The 20,397-nt window shown below is 63.3% G+C and carries 17 protein-coding genes and 1 tRNA gene; 10 read left to right on the forward strand and 8 right to left on the reverse strand.

The genetic code is table 11. The features are described 5' to 3' along the window. The first annotated feature begins 17 nt into the window (after positions 1 to 17). The 3 genes from FJ974_RS18130 to FJ974_RS18140 all read left to right on the forward strand — a co-directional run bounded on the left by FJ974_RS18130 (position 18) and on the right by FJ974_RS18140 (position 5,065). Positions 18 to 974 carry an SEL1-like repeat protein gene (locus FJ974_RS18130; protein ID WP_226891633.1) on the forward strand — a complete coding sequence of 319 codons (957 nt, stop codon included), beginning with the start codon at positions 18 to 20 and terminating at the stop codon, positions 972 to 974. A gap of 461 nt (positions 975 to 1,435) precedes the next feature. Beyond that, a complete protein-coding gene (locus tag FJ974_RS18135; protein WP_140538399.1) occupies positions 1,436 to 3,823 on the forward strand; it encodes a phosphoketolase in 2,388 nt (795 codons plus the stop codon). Positions 3,824 to 3,898: 75 nt separating this feature from the next. Beyond that, on the forward strand, positions 3,899 to 5,065 hold the full coding sequence (locus tag FJ974_RS18140; RefSeq protein WP_140538400.1) for an acetate/propionate family kinase: 1,167 nt from the start codon (positions 3,899 to 3,901) through the stop codon (positions 5,063 to 5,065). A gap of 67 nt (positions 5,066 to 5,132) precedes the next feature. Here the strand turns inward: FJ974_RS18140 and FJ974_RS18145 are convergent. Beyond that, positions 5,133 to 5,222 (reverse strand) — tRNA-Ser (locus tag FJ974_RS18145). Between the two features lie 875 nt (positions 5,223 to 6,097). Between FJ974_RS18145 and FJ974_RS18150 the strand changes: the two genes are divergently transcribed. The 7 genes from FJ974_RS18150 to FJ974_RS18180 all read left to right on the forward strand — a co-directional run bounded on the left by FJ974_RS18150 (position 6,098) and on the right by FJ974_RS18180 (position 13,771). Beyond that, positions 6,098 to 7,333, forward strand: coding sequence for a septal ring lytic transglycosylase RlpA family protein (locus FJ974_RS18150; RefSeq protein ID WP_140538402.1), 1,236 nt, complete (start codon positions 6,098 to 6,100; stop codon positions 7,331 to 7,333). 82 nt (positions 7,334 to 7,415) lie between these two features. Beyond that, the gene (locus FJ974_RS18155; protein WP_140538403.1) at positions 7,416 to 8,573 is read left to right on the forward strand and encodes a D-alanyl-D-alanine carboxypeptidase family protein; all 1,158 of its coding nucleotides are present in this window, start codon (positions 7,416 to 7,418) and stop codon (positions 8,571 to 8,573) included. A 178-nt stretch (positions 8,574 to 8,751) separates the two neighbouring features. Further along, positions 8,752 to 9,426 (forward strand): dTMP kinase, encoded by a 675-nt coding sequence (tmk, locus tag FJ974_RS18160; protein ID WP_140538452.1) that lies wholly within the window; start codon positions 8,752 to 8,754, stop codon positions 9,424 to 9,426. Continuing rightward, entirely contained in the window at positions 9,423 to 10,478 is a 1,056-nt protein-coding gene (locus tag FJ974_RS18165; protein ID WP_140538404.1) for a DNA polymerase III subunit delta', read from the forward strand. The genes tmk and FJ974_RS18165 overlap by 4 nt, the downstream gene beginning before the upstream one ends. A gap of 139 nt (positions 10,479 to 10,617) precedes the next feature. Then, the gene (gene metG / locus FJ974_RS18170; RefSeq protein WP_140538405.1) at positions 10,618 to 12,165 is read left to right on the forward strand and encodes a methionine--tRNA ligase; all 1,548 of its coding nucleotides are present in this window, start codon (positions 10,618 to 10,620) and stop codon (positions 12,163 to 12,165) included. Beyond that, the gene (locus FJ974_RS18175) at positions 12,165 to 12,956 is read left to right on the forward strand and encodes a TatD family hydrolase (RefSeq protein ID WP_140538406.1); all 792 of its coding nucleotides are present in this window, start codon (positions 12,165 to 12,167) and stop codon (positions 12,954 to 12,956) included. The genes metG and FJ974_RS18175 overlap by 1 nt, the downstream gene beginning before the upstream one ends. Continuing rightward, positions 12,953 to 13,771: an MBL fold metallo-hydrolase gene (locus tag FJ974_RS18180; protein ID WP_140538407.1), complete on the forward strand. Its 819-nt coding sequence runs from the start codon at positions 12,953 to 12,955 to the stop codon at positions 13,769 to 13,771. Before FJ974_RS18175 ends, FJ974_RS18180 begins: the two co-directional genes overlap by 4 nt. 13 nt (positions 13,772 to 13,784) lie before the next feature. Here the strand turns inward: FJ974_RS18180 and FJ974_RS18185 are convergent, their stop codons facing one another. The 7 genes from FJ974_RS18185 to FJ974_RS18215 form a co-directional block, all read right to left on the reverse strand. After that, positions 13,785 to 14,546, reverse strand: coding sequence for a GNAT family N-acetyltransferase (locus FJ974_RS18185; RefSeq protein ID WP_140538408.1), 762 nt, complete (start codon positions 14,544 to 14,546; stop codon positions 13,785 to 13,787). Between the two features lie 580 nt (positions 14,547 to 15,126). Next, the gene (locus tag FJ974_RS18190) at positions 15,127 to 16,011 is read right to left on the reverse strand and encodes an aldose 1-epimerase family protein (protein ID WP_140538409.1); all 885 of its coding nucleotides are present in this window, start codon (positions 16,009 to 16,011) and stop codon (positions 15,127 to 15,129) included. Positions 16,012 to 16,186: 175 nt separating this feature from the next. Next, complete coding sequence (locus FJ974_RS18195; protein WP_140538410.1) at positions 16,187 to 16,903, reverse strand: Bax inhibitor-1/YccA family protein; 717 nt, start codon at positions 16,901 to 16,903, stop codon at positions 16,187 to 16,189. Positions 16,904 to 16,941: 38 nt separating this feature from the next. Next, positions 16,942 to 17,715 carry an anti-sigma factor family protein gene (locus tag FJ974_RS18200; RefSeq protein WP_140538411.1) on the reverse strand — a complete coding sequence of 258 codons (774 nt, stop codon included), beginning with the start codon at positions 17,713 to 17,715 and terminating at the stop codon, positions 16,942 to 16,944. After that, entirely contained in the window at positions 17,712 to 18,233 is a 522-nt protein-coding gene (locus FJ974_RS18205) for a sigma-70 family RNA polymerase sigma factor (RefSeq protein ID WP_181177300.1), read from the reverse strand. The genes FJ974_RS18200 and FJ974_RS18205 overlap by 4 nt, the downstream gene beginning before the upstream one ends. Positions 18,234 to 18,319: 86 nt before the next feature. Beyond that, a complete protein-coding gene (phnX, locus tag FJ974_RS18210; protein ID WP_140538413.1) occupies positions 18,320 to 19,135 on the reverse strand; it encodes a phosphonoacetaldehyde hydrolase in 816 nt (271 codons plus the stop codon). Next, positions 19,132 to 20,286 (reverse strand): TIGR03364 family FAD-dependent oxidoreductase, encoded by a 1,155-nt coding sequence (locus FJ974_RS18215; RefSeq protein WP_140538414.1) that lies wholly within the window; start codon positions 20,284 to 20,286, stop codon positions 19,132 to 19,134. The genes phnX and FJ974_RS18215 overlap by 4 nt, the downstream gene beginning before the upstream one ends. Positions 20,287 to 20,397 lie beyond the last annotated feature (111 nt).

The raw sequence follows: 20,397 nt of genomic DNA on the forward strand, positions 1-20,397 counted from the left end.
TCTAAACAGTGGCCGCCATGCAAAGGTTGTCGAAGTTGCTTTGTTTCATAACCGGCCTGCTGATGGCCGGCATCGCCCATGCGGGACAAGCGGAACAGGCCTATAAAAGTGGAGACTACGCGGCGGCTGTCGAGTTGTGGAAGCTCAAGGCTAACGCAGGTGATGCCCAAGCGCAGGACAATCTTGGCACTGCTTACGCCGAATGGCACGGTGTCACACAGGATTACGTTCAAGCTGCCGCTTGGTACCGTAAGGCAGCAGACCAGGGTGACGTCCAGGCAGAGCACAATCTCGCCTATCTTTACGACCGTGGGCTAGGCGTCAAGCAAGACTATGCCGAAGCTGCAATTTGGTTTCGAAAAGCTGCCGATCAAGGATTAGCGGTCGCTCAGACCGATCTCGGGTTGCTGTACAGAGATGGAAGAGGCGTCCCGCAGGACTATAGAGAAGCTGCCACGTGGTTCCGTGAGGCCGCCGATCAAGGAACGGCCATTGCCCAATACTTTCTGGGTTTGGCCTACGCCAAAGGTCTAGGAGTCGCCCAGGATTATACCGAGGCAGTCGGATGGTATCGCAAAGCAGCGGATCAGGGGAATGCCCTCGCCGAGCATGATCTTGGTTTAGCTTATGCGGAGGGTCTCGGCGTTACGCTTGACTATGCCCAAGCCGTCTCATGGTTCCAGAAGGCTGCGGACCAGGGGGATGCAGGTGCTGAGTACGACCTTGGTATTTCGTACTACGAGGGGCTAGGGGTCCACTTAGACTTTGTGCAGGCCGTTGCCTGGCTGCGGAAATCTGCCGACCAAGGGTTCGCTAAAGCTGAGAACAGCCTTGGAGTAGCATACCTCGATGGCCATGGTGTGAAGCAGGATACTGCCCAAGCTCTCATTTTGATTCGCAAGGCTGCTGATCAAGGAGATTCCACTGCTAAGGCCAATCTTATCAAGTTGGAGCCGCCGGCGAAAAAGGCCTAAAATTCGCTATTTCGTAGAATTTCGACACTCAAAACTGGCGAGCAACACCTGATGAAGGTGGGCAATTCATTCACGCCAAACCGCTTCTCAGCTTTCATGCAGATCGCCAACCGCATCCTGTCCTGACCCGATCGCTTGTCGCGCAAGTCGCGTGACTTGCGTTGGATCAAAGCCGCTCCCTTTTGTCCTGTCTAAAGGCAGTAGATGCGATCTGCCGTTAGCTAGTGGCCTTAAAAGCATTTTCGGCTGAGGTTCTGCCGGGCTGAATGCTCGGCGCCGTTACAGGCCGCGACTAGATTGCGGTCAGCGCGGCGACCGCAGTCCCACAGTGGCAAATTCCTGCGACGGCCTCCGGCAAGCGAACAGTCATGGACCGAATTGAATGCCAAAGCGTTGGACTCCTTATCGGCTGAAACTCGAGCAACCCGCAGGCATTCGTAACCAACGACGGAACCGACGAAATGAGCGACCTACCGACTACAGCCAGCCCCCGATTGTCGGAAAACGAACTGCATAACATCAACGCCTATTGGCGCGCCGCGAATTATCTGACGATCGGCCAGATCTACCTGCTCGACAATCCGCTGCTGCGCGAGCCTCTACGGCTGGAGCACGTCAAGCCGCGGCTGCTTGGTCATTGGGGAACCTCGCCGGGCCTCAGCTTCATCTACGCGCATCTCAACCGCGCGATCCGGCTGCGCGACGCCAATATCATCTATATCTGCGGCCCCGGTCACGGCGGCCCCGCGATGGTGGCGAATAGCTATCTTGAAGGCGTCTACAGCGAGATCAATCCCGATATCTCGCCGGACGAGAACGGAATGAGGAAGCTGTTCCGGCAATTCTCGTTTCCGGGCGGCATTCCCAGCCATGCCGCACCGGATGTGCCGGGCTCGATCCACGAGGGCGGCGAGCTCGGCTACGCGCTCTCCCATGCCTACGGCGCGGCCTTCGATAACCCGGATCTCATCGTCGCCTGCGTCGTCGGAGACGGCGAGGCGGAGACCGGGCCGCTCGCCACCGCTTGGCATTCCAACAAATTCCTCAACCCGGCGCAGGATGGCGCGGTGCTGCCGATCCTCCATCTCAACGGCTACAAGATCGCCAATCCGACAATCTTTGCCCGCATTCCGCAAGACGAGTTGCGCGCGCTGTTCGTCGGCTATGGCTATGAGCCGCTATTCGTCGAAGGCCATGAGCCGGCATTGATGCATCAGCGGATGGCGGTCGTTCTCGACGAGGCGCTCGATCGCATCAAGGCCATTCAGGATGCGGCTCGCAGCGATGGCGCCGCTGCCCGGGACCGGCCGAAATGGCCGATGATCGTGCTGCGAAGCCCCAAAGGCTGGACAGGTCCGAAAGAGGTCGACGGGCTGAAGACCGAGGGCTTCTGGCGTGCGCATCAGGTTCCGCTATCTGGTCTCGCCGAGAACCCGGCGCATCTCAAAATGCTGGAGGAGTGGCTGCGAAGCTATCGGCCAGAGGAATTGTTCGATGCCGGCGGCGCAGCTGTGGCCACGATCCGTGCCACCGCTCCGCGGGGAACCAGGCGCATGAGCGCCAATCCGCATGCGAATGGCGGCCTGCTGCGCCGATCACTTAGCCTGCCCAGCCTGCAGGACCACGCGCCGTCGGTCGAACGCCCCGGATCGGTCAAGGCCGAGGCGACCCGGGTGATGGGCAATTTCCTGCGCGACGTCATGATGCTGAACCAGGACGCCAGGAACTTCCGCATCGTCGGTCCTGACGAGACAGCCTCGAACCGGTTACAGGATGTGTTCGAGGTGACGGAACGTGCCTGGATGGAAACGATTCTGCCCGAAGACGTGCATCTCGGCCGCGAGGGCAGGGTGATGGAAATCCTGTCCGAACACACCTGTCAGGGCTGGCTGGAAGGTTACCTGCTAACGGGGCGGCATGGTTTGTTCTCGTGCTACGAGGCCTTCACGCACATCGTGGATTCCATGTTCAACCAACACGCCAAATGGCTGGACGCCTGTCGCAAATTACCCTGGAGACGGCCGATCGCGTCGCTGAATTACCTTTTGTCCAGCCACGTCTGGCAGCAGGAGCACAATGGTTTCAGCCATCAGGATCCGGGCTTCATCGACGTGGCTTTGAACAAGAAGGCCGATGTCGTTCGCGTCTACTTGCCGGCTGACGCCAACAGCCTGCTTTGCGTAACCGACCATGTGCTGCAGACATGGAACCGGATCAACGTGATCGTGGCCGGCAAGGCCATGTCCTGGCAATGGCTGTCGATCGAAGAGGCGATCGTCCACTGCCATCAAGGCATCGGCATATGGAACTGGGCGTCAACCGATGACGGAGCCGAGCCTGACGTGGTCATGGCATGCGCCGGCGACGTGCCGACGCTTGAGACGCTCGCCGCCGTCCAGATCCTGAAGAACAGCATTCCGGAACTCAGGATCAGGGTGGTCAACATCGTCGACCTGATGACCCTGCAGCCAAAGGAACACCACCCTCACGGTCTATCGGATCGCGATTTCGACGCCCTGTTCACCGGGGATAAGCCGGTCATCTTCGCCTACCATGGCTATCCGTGGACCATCCACCGGCTGACCTATCGGCGAACCAATCACGACAACATCCATGTGCGCGGCTATAACGAGGAAGGGACGACCACGACGCCGTTCGACATGACCGTTCTGAATGGCCTCGATCGGTATCACCTGGTGCTGACTGTTCTCGACCGCATCCCGGCGCCGACAGGCGCGCATATCCAGTTGAAACAGGCCATGGAAGGCAAGCTGATCGAGCACCATGCCTATATCCGGGAGCACGGGCAGGACATGCCGGAAATTCTCGGCTGGAAGTGGGAGCAGTAGTCGGTGCGGCCGCCATCCTGGCCCGATCAGCTGAACGACGTCCATTGGCCGGCGGGTGGCTAAGGTGCTTCAGCCATGAGCGACGCGATCCTTGTCCTCAACGGTGGTTCCTCAAGCCTGAAGTTCGCCCTCTTCCGGGAGGGCGATGAGCTTGCCCCGCTTCTGCGCGGGAATTTGTCCTCGATGGGGAAGCATCCGCGGCTGCGCGTTGCGGCCACGCAAACGGCAGCGGAAATCGACAGAAGCCTGGGCGATGAAGCGATCGATACCGCCAAGGCGTTTGCCGCGGTGGCCTCGGTGCTCGCCGATCGCGACATGCTGCGCCGGATAGGCAAGGTCGGGCACCGGATCGTGCACGGCGGGCGGGATTTTATCGGGGCGGCAATGCTCGACGCCGACAACCTCAAAGCCCTGCATCGCCTGGAGCCGCTCGCTCCGATTCACCAGGCCATCAACCTCGAGATCGTCGCGCTGGCTGCCGAACTCCTGCCAAAGGCGATCCAGGTCGGCTGCTTCGATACTACCTTCCACACGGCGCGACCGGAGCTGGCCAGGATCTACGGCCTGCCGCGCGAACTCACGGAAGCGGGCATCGTTTCCTACGGGTTCCATGGACTTTCCTACAGCCACATTGCCGGGAAGCTTCGCGGACGTTACGGCGCTGCCGCCGGCGGGCGGGCGATTGTCGCCCATCTCGGCAGCGGCGCGAGCCTTTGCGCCATGCGGGGAGGGGCAAGCGTCGCCACCACGATGGGATTTTCGACGCTCGACGGCCTTGTGATGAGTACGCGTTGCGGCGCTGTGGATCCGGGGGCTATCCTGTACCTTCTCCAGGACAAAAAGCTTTCTTCCGAAGAACTTACGAACCTGCTTTACGAGAAATCCGGCCTGTTGGGCGTGTCCGCCATTTCGGGGGATATGCAGACGCTGCTTGGCTCGAGTGATCCTGCAGCGGCCCGTGCCGTCGACCTCTTCGTCTATCGTATCGGGCGTGAAATCGGTTCGCTCGCCGCTGCGCTTGGCGGACTGGACACGCTGGTTTTCACCGCCGGCATTGGCGAGCACGCAGCTGTGGTCCGGCAAAGGATCTGCGAAGCAGCGGAATGGCTTGGCGTTGCGCTCGACAATGATTTGAACCAGGGCGGCGAAGAACTGGTCAACGCGCCGAACTCCCGCGTCGACGTTCTTGTCATCCCAGCCGACGAGGAAAGTGCCATGGCCAGGGAACTGCTCCAGTTCTGAGCAGACCCGGTGGATCGGCCCCTTTGTTTTGTTAATCCCTTGATAAAGAAGAAATTTTTTGAACGACTGGCGGAGGGAGTGGGATTCGAACCCACGGTGAACTTGCGCCCACGCCGGTTTTCAAGACCGGTGCCTTAAACCGCTCGGCCATCCCTCCATGTGATCTCTATCACCGGGTGCTCCGCTTAGATCAGCCGGCAGGACTGTGACGTGTCGCGAAGCACCCCATTGCTCTAGTGTGCAGCCTAAAGACCTGTCAACCGCGCTGCGTAAGGCGTCGCATAATTGCTGAACGGGACGCATTCGTCCCGCCTCATTGACGATACGACGCCGCGCCGGCCAGTCTACAGGGTTTTCGGGAAGAGACCGGCGCGAGGCAAAAGCACTTTCGCCGGAACTGTCGGCCATCGCGACCGTTTCACTCATGCGGGGTTTGGAAGCTGAAAAGAGGAGGACGAAAATGGCTGTCATCCTCATCGGTGCGCTACTCATAGTCGCCGGCATTGTCTACATGGCAGGCGCGGCACTCTCACAGGGGCGACTCAGCAATTCGGCGCCGTTCGGCACTCCCGCCGACCGATCGGCCTCAAGGCTGTCAACGCCAGGTCCGACTCTCGAGCCGCGCCGGCGTGGACTCGGTTTCCTTGGGCTCTCGCGCAACTGGCCAGGCCTGCTGATGATGGGCATCGGCATAATTTTGATGTTGTCGGGGGCAGTGCCTTAGGCGCGGCGAGGGCAGGGGCAAGCCTCTTGATGCGCCCCCCATCGAGGCCGAGCACTCCCGTCGTTGCCGCTGCCCCTGGCGCGCAAATCTTTCCGTCATCCAAGGTACCAAAGATATTGGTCGCAGCCGGCGCACCGAATCCCTTCCGTGTTGGCCACCGCTCCCGCCACATTCTCGCCCGGTTGCTGCCATAATCGGTTAATACGCTGATAAGCAATTCCTGCGCACAAAGGGATTGGGATTCAAGGTGTTGCCTGGCGCGGGCCTTCGGCTCCGCAAGGTGGCAGCGAGAGGGGACAGTCGCAAACATGCAGACTTCGGCGCGCCCGCGTCTTCGTCGCGCTCCTGCTTTGGTTCTGTGCGCCTTATCGGCGGCGCTGCTTGCTGCCTGCACATCAACGCCGCAGCCGAAGGGGATGGTCGACAGGCGGCAGCGCTCCAAGGAGTATTTTGCCGAGACCGAATATGGCGTGAAGGCGAGCCCGCGCGTCGCCTTCATGCGGCGCGGCGGCGGCCGCGACCAGCTCGGCAAGCCGTATCAGGTGCGCGGCAAGTGGTACTATCCGAAGGAAGAGAAGCACTACGCCAAGGTCGGCCTGGCCTCCTGGTACGGCGACGCCTTCCACGGCCGGCTGACCGCCAACGGCGAAGTCTACGACACGGCGCAACTGACGGCGGCGCATCCGACCATGCCGCTGCCGAGCTATGCCCGCGTCACCAATCTTGCGACCGGCAGCTCGGTCATCGTGCGCGTCAACGACCGCGGCCCATACCATGAAGGGCGCATCATCGACGTGTCGGAGCGCGCCGCCCAGATGCTCGACTATGCCAACACCGGCACGGCCGAGGTGAAGGTCGAATATATCGGCCGGGCGCCGCTGGACGGCAATGACGACCAATATCTGATGGCCTCCTATCGTCCCGGCAACAGGCGGCCGGATCCCTCCGACGGCCTGCCGTCCGGCGTGATGGTGGCCATGAACGGCCCGTCGCCGAGCATGCCGGTGAGCGCGCCGGCGGCAGCAGTGCCGTTCCCCGGCCAGCTGACCAATTCCGGACAGGCGCTTGCCGCGCAGCCGGCTTCCTTCGAACAGCCGGTCCAATCGGCGCAGGCGCCGGGCGATGTCGTGCTGCCCGATTTCGGACCGATCGTGCCGGAACGGCCGGGGCTCGGCCTGCCGCCGAATTCGCCCTTTGCCATGGCCTCGCTGTCCTATGCGGATGAGCGCGTCCAGCGTGCCGATGTCTTTGCCGCGCTGGACGACAGCGGCATGTCGCCGGCCGACATCCTGCAGTCATGGAAGAAGTCGCAGGCGCCCGTTTCCGACTATGTCGCCGCCGGCTCCTTCGACGATGCCGCCGAGGCAGATCGCGTCGCGGCGGCTCTCAAGCCTTTCGGCAGGACCGAGATCCAGCGCACCGAGCTCGACGGCAATGACTGGTATGCCGTCAACGTCTATCCGGACGGCCATGGCAGCGTCGACGACCTGCTGCAGGCGGCCTGGTCGCACGGCGCCCCGGACGCGCTGGCTGTGCGTAACTGATCAATTTCGCGCGCGCTGTTGGTCCGGCGGAAAAAACCCTGATAGCCTGATGCGGCCAAACCGGCTAAAGGGTCGATATTTCATGCAGTTCCGCGCTGTTTCGCCATTTCTGGGACTGGCCCTTTTGCTCTTGTGCCTCGGCCCGGCTGCCGCGCAGCTTTTCGAAACCAAGGCCGCCCAGGCCTTCATGATCGATGCCGATACCGGCACCGTGCTGTTCGCCAAGGATGCCGACAAGCCGATCCCGCCGGCATCGATGGCCAAGCTGATGACGATGGAGATGGTCTTCAACGCCATCAAGTCGAAGCGCATGACGCTCGATGACACTTTCGTCGTCAGCGAGAACGCCTGGCGCACCGGCGGCGCGCCGTCGGGAACCTCGACGATGTTCGCCAAGCTCAAATCGGCGGTCCGCGTCGAGGACCTGATCCAGGGCGTGACCGTGCAGGCCGCCAATGACGGCTGCATCGTGCTTGCCGAAGGCATGGCCGGCTCGGAAGCGAATTTCGCCGCGCAGATGACGGAGCGCGCCCGCGAGCTCGGCCTGCGGAAATCGACCTTCGTCAACTCGACCGGCTTGCCGGCCGACGGCCAGCAGACGACCGTGCGCGAACTGACGCTGCTGGCGCTGCATATCTGGCGCGACTATCCGGAGTTCTTCCATTATTACGGCCAGCCGGATTTCACCTGGAACAAGATTGCCCAGCGCAACCGCAATCCGCTGCTGGCCATGGGTATCGATGCCGACGGCTTCGTGGCCGGCGCCAGCGAGCAGGCGGGTTTCGGCATAGTCGGCACTGTCAGCCACAACGGCACGCGGGTGATCGCGGCCCTGAGCGGCCTGGCAAACGATCGCGAGCGCTCCGAGGAGGCGCGTAAGCTGCTCGACTGGGGCTCGCATTCGTTCCAGAAGACCGAGATCTTCGCCAAGGACGAAGTGGTCGGCGTAGCCGAGGTTTTCGGCGGCGCCAAATCCGGCGTGAGCTTGAAAGCCAAGGGTCCGGTGGACATATTTTTGCCGATCGCCAACCGTGACAAGTTGACCGCCAAGATCGTCTACAGCGGGCCGGTGGCGGCGCCGGTGGAGGAGGGGCAGCCGGTCGGCGAATTGCGCGTCTGGATCGGCGACACGCTCAGTCAGCAGACGCCGCTGTTCGCCGCCGAGAAGGTTGAGGTCGGCACGCTGCCGCAACGTGCGCTCGATGCGGCCAAGGAACTGGTCGTCGGCTGGCTGCGTTGATGCGTGTCGCTCAAAAGTGCGTAGCGGTTTTGGGAAATGATATGCATGAGAACAGGAAACTTAACGCGCGCAGCCGACGGCGCGGCGGGCCGTTAGAACCAATGTGATCGGGTAGTTCGTGGACCTTTTGTCAGACGACAGCTATGACAGCGGCCAGCACGGGCAAAGGCAGTCTCGATTGGCGAGCGGATTTTTCATCACCTTCGAAGGCGGCGAAGGAGCGGGCAAGTCGACGCAGATCGAGCGTCTGGCGCGGCGGATGCGCGCCAAGCGCTATGATGTCCTGGTGACACGCGAGCCCGGCGGCTCGCCGGGCGCCGAGGCGGTCAGGCACGTGCTGCTTTCGGGCGCTGCCGAACCGTTTGGCCCGAAGATGGAGGCGATCCTGTTCGCCGCCGCCCGCTCCGATCATGTCGAGCAGGTCATCCGGCCGGCGGTCGAGCACGGCTCGGTCGTGCTTTGCGACCGCTTCGTCGATTCCTCACGCGTTTACCAGGGTGTCACCGGCGGTCTCGATCCGGCCTTCATGGAGGCGCTGGAAGCGGTCGCCATCAACGGCATGGTTCCCGACATGACGCTGATCTTCGACATCGATCCGGCCGAAGGCCTGAAACGCGCCGCGCTGCGGCGCGGCGCGGATGATGGGCCGGACCGTTTCGAGAAGGAGACGCTTGCCGTCCATCAGCGGCGGCGTGAGGCCTTCCTGGCAATCGCCAAGGCGGAGCCGGAACGCTGCGTCGTCATCGACGCCGCTGCCGATCCCGATGCGGTTGAAAATGTCGTTACCGAGGCCGTGTTCGCGGCGCTGGAAAATCGTCTTCCGGTACAAAGGAAGCAGACGGCGCCGGCATGATCTTCGAACGCATCGCCCCCGAACAGCACGACACGCTGGACGGCGTTCCTGAGCCGTCGGAAACGCCGCGCCTGGTCGGCCACGCGCAGGCAGCAGGCATGCTCGCCACCGCCTACCGCTCCGGCAAGCTGCCGCATGCGCTGATCTTCGCCGGGCCGCTCGGCATCGGCAAGGCGACGCTCGCTTTCCATCTGGCGCACCATCTTCTGAAGAACCCGGATTCCAGGACCGCGCCCGACACGCTTGCCGTCCCCGATCCGGCGTCGCCGCTGTTTCGCCAGATCGCCACCGGCGCGCATCCCTCGGTCCTGCACCTGACGCGCCCGGCCAATGACAAGACCAAGAGTTTCAAGACGGTGCTGACCGTCGACGAGATCCGCAGGGTCAGCCGCTTCCTGTCGATGACCTCGCATGACGGCAGCTACCGGGTGGTGATCGTCGACCCGGCCGACGACATGAACATCAATGCCGCCAATGCGTTGCTGAAGAATCTTGAGGAGCCGCCGGCGCGCACATTGTTCGTCCTGATCGTGCACGCGCCGGGCAGCCTGTTGCCGACGATCCGCTCTCGCTGCCAGATGGTGCGGCTGACGCCGCTCGGCCCCGACGAGCTGATGGCTGTGCTGGAAGGAATCGAACCGCCGCCGCCCGAGGATCCAGCGGCGCGCGCCGCACTGGCCGGCCGGGCAGGGGGCAGCGCCCGCAATGCGATCCTTCTGACGCAGTATGGCGGGCTGGAGATAGCGGCCGCGCTCGATGCGCTGGTGGCGGCGAAGAAGCCGGAGGTCGCCGGTGCCCACCGCCTCGCCGAGGCCGTCGCCAGCCGCGACCAGTCGATCCAGTTCGATATCTTCAACCGCCGCGCGCTCGACCTGTTGTCGTCCGCCGCCAGCGAAGCAGCACTTGCAGGCGATCTCGCCAGGGCCAAGGCGCTGTCGGAGGCTTGGCACGAGGCCATGAACACGATATCTGAGGCCGAGACCTACAACCTCGACAAGAAGCAGCACGCCTTGACCATGATCGACCGCCTGAATTCCGCAATGCGAATGTGACGGTTCGTTTGGTGCATGCCGTTGGCCCAAAACCGGGCCACTTTTGGGCGGCATGCACTGGCCTCGGGATGGCAATCGCTGTCTCGATGCGATATCCACCGCCACACCTTCATTCTGACATTCATGACGGTTTTGATCCATGGCACGCGAAAAATTTTACCTGACTACTCCGATCTTTTATCCGAACGGCAAACCACATATCGGCCATGCCTATACGGTGATTGCCAGCGATGCGCTGGCCCGCTTCCAACGTCTCGACGGCAAGGATGTGTTGTTCCTCACCGGCACTGACGAGCATGGCCTCAAGATGCAGCAGACGGCTGAGAAGGAAGGCATCACACCCCTGGCGCTTGCCGACCGCAATTCGGCAATCTTCCGCTCGATGACAGAGACAGTCGGCGGCTCAAACGATGAATTCATCCGCACGACCGAACAACGCCACTACGCATCCTGCCAGGCGATCTGGAAAGCGATGGCCGCCAACGGCGACATCTATCTGGACCGCTACAGCGGTTGGTATTCGGTGCGGCAGGAGGCTTATTTCGACGAAAGCGAAACCACGCTTGGAGAGGACGGCGTGCGCCGCGAACCGCTGGGCTCGCCGGTCGAATGGAACGAGGAGGAAAGCTATTTCTTCCGGCTGTCCGCCTATCAGGACAAATTGCTGGCACTTTATGAGCGCCAGCCCGACTTCGTTGGCCCGGTTGAGCGGCGCAACGAAGTGATGAGTTTCGTCAAGTCGGGACTGAAGGACCTGTCGATCTCTCGCACCACCTTCGACTGGGGCGTGCCCGTGCCGGGCGACGATAAGCATGTGATGTATGTCTGGGTCGATGCCTTGACCAACTATATCACCGCTGCAGGCTATCCCGACACCAAATCCGAGCAATGGCGCTACTGGCCGGCCACGCACATCATCGGCAAGGATATCGTCCGCTTCCATGCGGTCTACTGGCCAGCTTTTCTGATGTCGGCCGGCATCGAATTGCCGAAGCGTGTCTTCGCCCACGGCTTCCTGTTCAACCGCGGCGAGAAGATGTCGAAATCGGTCGGCAATGTCGTCGACCCCTTCACCATGGTCGAACACTATGGCCTCGACCAGGTACGCTATTTCTTCCTGCGCGAGGTGCCGTTCGGCCAGGACGGCAGCTACAGCCACGAAGCGATCGTCAACCGTACCAATGCCGATCTCGCCAACGGCCTCGGCAATCTGGCGCAGCGCTCGCTGTCGATGATCGCCAAGAACTGCGGCGGCGCTGTGCCGAAGCGCAGCGAACTGACCGAGGCCGACAGCGCGATCCTCGATCAGGCGGTTGAGGCGCTTGGCACGGCGCGCAAGGCGATGGCCGAGCAGGCCATCCACTTGGCGCTGGCGGCGATCTTCGGCGTGGTCGCTGAAGCCGATCGCTACTTCGCTTCCCAGGAGCCATGGGCGTTGCGCAAGACCGATCCGGAGCGCATGGAAACGGTGCTGTGGACGACGGCCGAGGTCGTGCGGCGGGTGACGGTGCTGTGCCAGCCCTTCATTCCGGGATCGGCCATGAAGCTGCTCGATCTGCTCGCCGTGCCGGCTGACAAGCGCGATTTCGCGCATATCCATGCCGACCACGCGCTTCAGTCCGGCATGGCCTTGCCAGCGCCGGAGGGCGTGTTTCCGCGTTACGTCGAGCAGGATGTCAACGCCTGATGCTGGTCGACAGCCATTGCCATCTCGACTTTCCGGATTTCGCCGAGGAGCGGGCGGCCATCGTCGCCCGCGCCCTGGCGGCCGGGATCGGCCGCATGGTGACGATCTCGACGCGTGTCAGGCGGTTTCAGCAAATACTTGAAATTGCAGAAACTTTTGACGAGGTCTACTGCTCGGTCGGCACCCATCCGCACAATGCAGCGGAAGAGCTCGATGTAGCCGTCGACGAACTGGTGCGGCTGTCCGCCCACCCAAAGGTGGTGGCGATCGGCGAGGCGGGCCTCGACTATTTCTACGACAAAGCGCCGCGTGATGCGCAGGCGCAAGGGTTTCGTACGCATATCGCGGCAGCCCGCGCGACCCGTCTGCCGCTGGTCATCCATTCGCGCGACGCCGACGACGACATGGCCGCCATCCTCGAGGAAGAAACAGGGAAGGGCGCCTTCCCCTTCATCCTGCACTGTTTTTCGTCCGGGCGCAGGCTGGCCGAAGTGGGCGTGTCGCTCGGCGGCTATGTTTCCTTCTCAGGCATCCTGACCTTCAAGAATTCGACCGAATTGCGCGCCATCGCCGCCGACGTGCCGCGCGACCGGCTGCTGGTCGAGACCGATGCGCCCTACCTTGCGCCGGTGCCGTTCCGGGGAAAACGCAACGAGCCGGCCTATGTCGCCAACACCGCAAAGGTGCTGGCCGAGACGATCGGCGTGAGCGAAGCGGAGATTGCCGACATCACCACCGAAAACGTCTTCCGGCTGTTCACCAGGATGCCGCGCCCTAGGCCTGAGCAATGAGCGACCGGCTGCGCCTTACCATTCTCGGCTGCGGCTCGTCGCCCGGCACGCCGCGCATCACCGGCGACTGGGGCAATTGTGATCCGAGCAATCCGAGGAACCGGCGGATGCGCACGGCGGCGCTGGTCGAGCGGATCGCGGCCAATGGCGGGCGTACCACGGTGGTCATCGACACGGGCCCGGATTTCCGCGCGCAGATGCTGCTCGCCTCGGTCAGGCGCATCGACGCGGTCGTCTACACGCATCCGCATGCCGACCATATCCACGGCATCGACGATTTGCGCGGTTATGTGCTGGAACAGCGCCACCGGATCGACATCCATGCAGACGAGCCGACTATGCGGCGAATGCGCCAGGCCTTCGGCTATTGCTTCGAGACGCCGGCGGGCAGCTCCTATCCGCCGATCGTCCAGGCCCACATCATCGATCATGCCAGGCCGGTGGTGATCGAAGGCGAGGGGGGTGCCCTCACCCTTGAACCGCTGCCGCAGATCCACGGCGACATCATCTCGCTTGGTTTTCGCATCGGCGGGCTCGCCTATTGCCCCGATATCAGCGACTTTCCGGACGCCACCGCCGAGCGGCTGCGCGGTCTCGACACACTGGTCATCGACGCATTGCAATACAACACGCATCCGAGCCATCTGTCGCTCGGCGAGGCGCTGGGCTGGATCGAGAAGCTTGCGCCCAAAAACGCCGTGCTGACGCATATGCATGTGCCGCTCGACTACGCCGCCGTGATGGCCGAGACGCCTGATAATGTGGTGCCGGCCTATGACGGCATGGTGATCGAAATCCCTGCTGAATCAGCGTGATATAAACAGACTTTCATAATGGCGTTCGGCTCTTTGGCCCGAAGATCAGCAACGTGCCCATTCGCTCGTAGCCCATGCCGGGATAGAGCAGCGCTCCGCTATGCGTCGCGGCAAGCACCGAGCACCTCGAGCCACGAGCCAGATCGTCGCGCAGCATCTTCGACAGCAGCGCCTGGCCAATGCCGCGACGCCGGTGCGAAGGCTCGACATACATGGCTTCGCACCAGGTCGCGCCGACAGCATCCACGCTGCGCACGCGCCCGACAATGGCGTCGCCGTCGACCGCCACATATTGGCGGAAAGGCGCGCCATCGCCGAGCAGATCGCCCGCGATCGGCCGCCTGCATGTGATCTTTCCCAACTGCGCAGCCCTCTCGGCCGTGCGCACGCGTTCGATCGAGACGACGACCGGCGGGTTTGGAATCTGGCGTAACCGCTGCACAAAGAACGATTCCGTCCGCAGCAGTCGGTAGCCGAGAGCTTTGTACGCGGTTCGCACCGGCGCATCCGGGTCGTCGTTCCCGATCACCACGGAAATGGCGGAGACCGACCGTGTGTGCTGCCGCACGATCGCATCGGCCTCCTGAGGAGCGACGTCATGGACGACCCATTCCTCGCTGCGATAGTCGTGAGCGTTCTTGCGCGGAGCATCACGCATCAGCCACAACGGCCCGACGCGGCTGGCCTCGTAGGGAAAGGTGCGGCTCCTGCCGACGCTGTAGCCATGCACGAACACCTCGATCGCCGATTCGATCTCACGCTTTGCTGTGGTCATCCAGGCAGCTTAGCGTTGGCCATCTGCTCAGGGCAACACGCATCGACCGCCGCAAGCCTATGAAAATCGCCAGTAATCTCTGTCTGGCGGCTGCCACGTCAGTTCCATAATCTATCTTATGCGACTTTCCGATATGGCCGCGGAGATGTCGAGAGCGCGATGTCACACAGCCCTGCTCGCCAGCCGCACGGAGCTGTTGCACATCCGCATGCCGTCACCTTCCATTTCAAACACGCCTTCATCCGCAAGCGCCCGGACCCGCGACCAGAGGACCAGATCTCCGCAGTAAGTGCCATCGTCCCAGAGTGCGCTAAGGCAATTGGCGACGACGCCAGAAAAGCTCAGCGCCCTTTCGGTGTTCTTCTGACATGTCGAACCCCAATGCATCCTGTACCCATTGGTCGCGAAGATCGGCCGCGGGTGGATCGATTGGACCAAAGCTAAGGTCATCTGGCAACCCGATGACGGTTTAACGGAGTTTCAACTGCCGGAGAGCCTGACGAAGGCTACCGGCGGCCGACATACTGAAGACGACATGAACAACAGGCTTTTGAGGCTTGACCATGGGGCACACACCTTGTCAGCCGACACGCGGCGCGCGACCCACATGGATCTGGTAGGTCAGTATGCGCTTGGCGCCCGGCGCGATCAGCATCGCGCCCGGCTTATCGGTGAACTCGCCATCGAAATCGGCCGGGCTGGCGATGCCGTGCCAAGGCTCGATGCAGAGGAACGGCGCCCCGCCCGGTTTGGACCAAATGCCCAGTTCCTCGAATCCCTGCCACGACATTTCGATCGCCGGCCCATGGTCGGCAGCGTAGCGGATGCTTTTGCTGGCAGGCCGATCGAGGATGACGGCGTCATCGTCGAACAGCCGCTCGGAGAGCGCGAGGATCTTGCCGTCGACTGGCGTGGGCTGCGGCGTCGGCAGCAGCAAGCCTTCCTTCAGCCGGCGGATCGGCGCGGGCTCATTGTCGGCAAAGGTTAGCCTGTAGGCCTCCTTCGATAATTCCGGCAATAGCGGCCAATTGAACGCAGGATGGGCCCCGATCGAAGCCGGCAACGGCTCGTCGCCGGTGTTGGTGATCTCGAAAGTTATGCCGATTTGCCTGGGGCCAAGGCTGTAGCTTACGGCCAGCCGAAAGGCGAACGGGTAGTGCGCGCGGGTCTCGGCGTCGTCGGTCAGAAGCAGCGTGCAGGAGGAAGGCCCCTGCTGCGCCCACGCAAAACGCTTGTCGCGGGCAAAGCCGTGCTGTGTCATCGGATAGAGCCGGCCCTGGTGGCGCAGCTGATCGCCTTTCAGCCGGCCGACGATCGGGAACAGCACCGGGGAATGGCGTCGCCATTCGGGGCCTGCCTGCCACAAAAGCTCGGTTCCACCGGCATCGCGCAAGGAGGTGAGTTCGGCCCCCTGCCCGACAATGGTCGCCGAGATGCCGTCGCCGTGAAGCGTCACCTGTTCCATGCGTCCTCGCGGCGGGCTGTTGCGGGCGGCAGGTTAGCAAAAGCCCGCGGCGACTCAAGGGCGGCCGCCAGGCAATCCGGCGCGGCGCTGGCGAATAAAAACCGCGGCCGAAGCGCTGCCCTGCGACCGCGGCGGTAGGCCGGCAAACAAGCCGCCTACACTTTTGGTGAGCTGACTATTCGCGTTCGCCGGTGAAATTCAGCAACAGCTGGAAGATGTTGATGAAATTCAGATAGAGCGAGAAGGCGCCGAACACGGCAAGCTTCTGCTGCGATTCCGCGTCGAAATTCTCGGCATACTGCTCCTTGATCGTCTGCGTATCCCAGGCGGTCAGGCCGATGAAGACGGCGATGCCGATCACCGAAATGGCGAATTGCAGCGCGGTCGAGCCAAGGAAAAGGTTGACCAGACTGGCGATCACGACGCCGATCAGGCCCATGATCAGGAAGGACGAGAATTGCGTCAGGTCGCGCCTGGTGGTGTAGCCGTAAAGGCTGGTGGCGCCGAACATGGTGGCGGCGATGAAGAAGGTGCGCGCGATGCTGGTGCCGGTGAAGACCAGGAACACGGAGGCCAGCGACAGGCCCATGACGGCGCAGAAGGCCCAGAACATCGCCTGCGCGCTGGCCGCCGACATCGTCTGCATCTTGAACGAGAACAATAGAACGAAGGCGAGCGGCGCCAGCATCACCACCCATTTCAGCGGGCTGGAAAAGATCGGCACGTAGAGCGCCGGCGTCGAGGCCACGGCGAAGGCGACAAGGCCGGTGACGACGAGGCCAAGGCCCATGTAGTTGTAGACGCGCAGCATATGCTTGCGCAGGCCCTCGTCATAGACCGCTCCGGCCTGGACGCCGGTGCCCATTCGGTATCCCAGATCGGAGTTGTTCATCTCGGTTCTCCTTGGTTTGGTCGGTTCGGTTGCGTGCTTCAGTAGAGCGTTCCGGCAAGCTTTTCGGCGGCACGGTCGAGACTGCCGGCATCGCCCCGCCCGACGACGGCGTAAGCGACGTCGCCGATCTGGAAATAGGCCGACGAGATGTCGCCCGAAGGCGCGACCGTCGGCTTCACCACGTCGAAAGTGCCCGGCCTGATGGCAAACAGCGACACCAGGCCGAGGTCCTTCGTTTCGAGCGCCATCTCGACGCTCGGACCGAAGCGCGACGGATAGACCTGCACATCGCGGATCTTCCAGTCGTCGGGCAGCGAGGGCATGACGATCGCCGTCGCGGCGCGAATCTCGTCGGCATTGTAGGTCGGGGCTTCCCGCTGCGACGGCATCGTCTCGCGCACCAGCATCGTCCTGTGCGCCGCGATCGCATCGTCGACATAGGCGGGCGGCTGGGTCGAGGCGACCACCTTGGTTATCGTGATCGGCCCGAAGATGCCGTTCGCCAGCCAACCGGCCGCCACCAGCACGGCGGCGGCGGCGGCGCGCTGCAGCACGGCAAGGACGCGGCCCCTGGCAAGCCCCCTCTCCAGCCGCCGCGCTGCGTCCGTCGTTGCCGGGCGCGCCATGCCCCTGGAGCCGGCGAGCGCCACGCGCAGCTCGTCACGCATCCTGAGGTCGGACATCACGCGCGCCGCGGCTTCCGGGTGCGCGGACAGGAATGCCTCCACCTCGATACGGCGGGCAACGTCGAGCTGGTCGTCGATATAGGCGTCAAGGTCGGCATCTATCACAGGGTCGACATTTGCCGTCATCGTTCGTCTCCAACGATCCTGAGATTGGGCCAGGCTCTTGCCGGAGCGCCCTCCTCCATCTCGCGCAGCGCCGCACGAGCGCGGCCGATGCGCGACATCAGGGTTCCAAGCGGCACGCCGCTGACCTCTGCGGCGTGGGCGTAGCCCAGCCCCTCGATAGCGACGAGGTGCAGCGCCTCGCGCTGCTCGTCCGGCAGCGCGAGGAAGGCCTCCCGTACCTGCGCCAATCGCACGGAATGATCCTGCGAGGCCGGCACGCTGGCGTCGGCAAGGTGGCCGGCCTGCTCGATGCGGGCCGCTTCAGATCGGCGCGAGCGCATCCGGTCGATGAAGACGTTGTGCATGATCGAAAAGAGCCAGGCGCGCAAATTGCCGCCCGTGCGAAAAGTCCCGCGCCGCTCGTATGCACGCACCAGCGCGTCATGCACGAGGTCCTCGGCATCGGCGCCGTCGCGCGTCAGCGAGCGCGCGTAACGCCTCAGCGAACCCAACTGCGCGACGATATCGAAGCGTGGCATCGATCGTTTCATGCCCTTTATACGGAGCAGATCCGGATCTTAATCCCGCCGGTGCAGAATTTTTAGACGACGCGGCAAACCGGCGCTCAGGGCCTTTCGCCGCGCCGCAACCTGCCCTCGATCTGGGCGATGACCGGCAAGAGATCGGCGACGCCGCTGACGACGTAGTGCGCGCCGGCGGCGCTGAGCTTGGCCGAGGCCTCGGCGCGCTTGGTGCGGAACACATCAGGCGGCAGCGCCTGGGTTTCCGCCAGCGTATAGCCGAAGACATTGCCGGTGACCGACACGCCGACCGTCCAGGCGCCGGCATTGACGCCCTCGGCGATGCCGACCTCGGTGTCGTCGACCTTGACGGCAAGCGTTGCCGGATAGACGCCGAGCTCGGTCAACGCCTTCCACAGCATGAACGGCGTCGGCCTGCCGTCCGGCGTGTCGCCGGTGCAGACCAGGCAATCGGGCGCAAATCCCTGCTTTGCCGCGACCGGCAAGATCTCGGCCATGATGTCGCGCGTATAGCCGGTGGTCGAACCAATCTTGAGGCCCCGCGCGCGCAACGCGGCAACGACCTCGGCGACGCCGGGAATGAGATCGGCATAGCGCGCCGCGACAGCCCGGTTCTTCGGCACGAACACATCGTAGACGGCGTCGATATCGGCTTCGGTCGGCACATGGCCATGCTGCTTTGTCCAGGCCTCGGCGACGCCCGGCAGCGCCATCAGCGCGGCAATGTGCGGACGCTTGGCCATGCCCATCGGCCCGCGCGCCTGCTCGATGCTGATCGGCACGCCGAACTCGGCGAAAGCCTCGACGAAAACGCCCATCGGCGCCAGCGACCCGTGGTCGACGACCGTGCCCGCCCAGTCGAAGACCACGGCGCGAAGCAACCCGTTTGTGGCGGTCATGCGATCTTCCTTGTTTCCGAAGCGCCGAATAGATCGTCCATCACTTCCTCGGCGATGGCGAAGGAGGTGCTGGCGCCGGTGCCGCTGGTGATCATCACCAGCCGCACGTCCTCATGCGGGGCGTCGGCGAACATGGTGCGATCGGAGGCCGAGGCATAGATGCCGGTCCAACGCTCGAGCACGGCAGGCGGCGGGCCGCCGAACACCGCGCAGAATTCCTCGAGCATGAGCCGCTCCACCTCCTCGGAGGCAAAAGGATCAGGCGTCGTCGCGTAATGATGCGAGTCGCCTACCACAAGGCTGCGATCGGCGCTCTGCACGACAATCAGGTGCACGCCGTTGTCGAGTGCATCGCGCTGTTCGGCCTCCAGCCTGCGCCGCAAGACGGCAGCCTCCGGCAAAGCGGCGTAGCCGGCATAACGGGCAAGCCCGAGATCCGACATCAGCGACGCCGGCAGCCGGAAACCCGGATCGGCAAGACGCAGCATCTGCAATTTGCAGCGGGTGACGCCGTATTGGGCGACGCGCTCGGGGTAGAGCGTCGCCAAATCGTCACCGGGACACACGATCACCTTCGAGGCATGAACGGTGCCGCGGCTTGTCTCGACGACCGGCGGCTCAACCGCCCGCACGGCGGTTTCGCGCCGGAATTCGACGCCATGACGCCCGCCGAGCCAGGCAGCGAGCTTTGGGATCGCCTGGCGCGATTCGACACGCACCTCATGCGGGCTCCACAGCGCGCCGGCAAAGTCCTTCGCGGCGAGATTAGGATGGTCGCGCGCCAGCGTCCCGGGTTCGAGCAGGCTGCACCCTTCGCCCATTTCGGTGCGCAGGAAAGCCTCCACCACCGCCCTCGCCTCGGGCCGCCTTGCCACCACCACCGCGCCGCGTTGGATGATGTCGATGCCTGCCGGGGCCGCCACTTCCAGCCAGACGTCGCGCGAGCGCATGGCGCGCCGCCACACCTGGCCGCGTTCCTGGCCGCTGACAGTGATGAAGCCGAAATTGCGCACCGAAGCGCCATTGGCCTGGGCGTCGCGGTCGATGACGACAACGCTCAAGCCGCGGCGAATGGCGGCGAGCGCATGCGCCAAGCCGACAATACCGGCGCCGACAATGGCGAGATCGAACTGTTGGTGGCCGCTGGTCATCTTGCCTCGCGATTGCGCGTACTTATTCAGACTACGCTGATGTGACAGGAACGTGTAAGCGGCCGCTTCCCGCCGCTCTCAGCTGGTGCACAGGAAAGCGCTGGCGAAATC

This window comes from Mesorhizobium sp. B1-1-8, from assembly GCF_006442795.2.
In the GTDB taxonomy this organism is placed as follows: Bacteria; Pseudomonadota; Alphaproteobacteria; order Rhizobiales; family Rhizobiaceae; genus Mesorhizobium.